This window comes from Methylibium sp. T29 (assembly GCF_000576205.1).
Classification (GTDB): Bacteria; Pseudomonadota; Gammaproteobacteria; order Burkholderiales; family Burkholderiaceae_C; genus Methylibium; species Methylibium petroleiphilum.
Genome location: NZ_AZND01000544.1, coordinates 1 through 973 on the forward strand (window position 1 = coordinate 1; position 973 = coordinate 973).

Below are 973 nucleotides of genomic sequence, written 5' to 3' on the forward strand. Positions count from 1 at the left end.
GGCGAGGCGGCGACCCTGCGCAGCGCCGCCAATGCCTTCTTCGGCTTCTACCGCGAGAACCCGCGCGACCTGGATCTGGGCTTCTATCTGTTCCAGGGCCTGCAACCGCGCGGCCTGACGCCGCAGCTCAACGAGCAGCTCAATGCCCGCCTGCGCGCGGCGCTGGCACCGGCGCAGCGCGCGCTGGCGCAACTGGGCCTGGGTGAGCGCGACGCCCTGGCCGAGGTCACCGCGCTGTTCGCGCACACCGTGGGCCTGCTGCTGTTGAGCCACACCGGCCGCATCCGCATGTTCCATCAGGAATCGCAGGGCCTGTTCGATCGCTACCTCGACGCGCTGGTCGAGCGAGCCCTGGGCCGGACGCAAGGAGCCGCACGATGATGACAAATGCGATGTCCGCACCCGGCAGCACGCTGGTGCTGGTCGACTTTCAGCAGCGGCTGATGCCGGCCATCGCCCACGCCGACGAGGTGCTTGCGCAGGCGACGCTGCTGGCTCGGGCCGCCCAGCTGCTGGGCATCCGCACCCTCGGCACCGAGCAGAACCCGACCGGGCTGGGACCGAGTGTCGAGAGCCTGCGTCAGTTCTGCGAAAGTAGCCTGTCGAAAATGCACTTCGACGCCTGCGCCGATGGCCTGTCGGAATTGATCCGGACGGATGGTGGCGCGACGGGCGATGTGGTGCTGGCCGGCTGCGAGGCGCATGTGTGCCTGCTGCAGACGGCGTTGGGGTTGCTGCGCGCCGGGCATCGTGTGTGGGTGGTTGCGCCGGCCTGCGGATCGCGTAAGGTCTCGGACCACGCGCTCGCGATGCAGAGGCTGCGCGAGGCGGGTGCGGGGGTGGTCAGCACCGAGATGGTCGTATTCGAGTGGCTGCATTCGTGCCGCCATCCGCGGTTCAAGGACGTGCTCGCGCTGCTGAAGACCCCGGCCGCCTGAGTGCCCGACAAGAAGACAGACAGAACACTGGAGAC

At 68.7% G+C, this 973-nt stretch carries 2 protein-coding genes; both read left to right on the forward strand.

What is annotated here, in order from left to right:
• Positions 1-381 (forward strand): WHG domain-containing protein (locus x551_RS22700; RefSeq protein ID WP_036251985.1); only part of this gene is annotated, 381 nt, incomplete at its 5' end.
• Positions 378-938: an isochorismatase family protein gene (locus x551_RS22705; RefSeq protein ID WP_011830102.1), complete on the forward strand. Its 561-nt coding sequence runs from the start codon at positions 378-380 to the stop codon at positions 936-938. The genes x551_RS22700 and x551_RS22705, both read left to right, overlap by 4 nt.
• Positions 939-973: the final 35 nt, after the last annotated feature.

Bases quoted from the DNA above. Each gene is read 5' to 3' on its own strand.
- x551_RS22705 (WP_011830102.1), top strand. From the start codon at position 378: ATGATGACAAATGCGATGTCCGCACCCGGCAGCACGCTGGTGCTGGTC.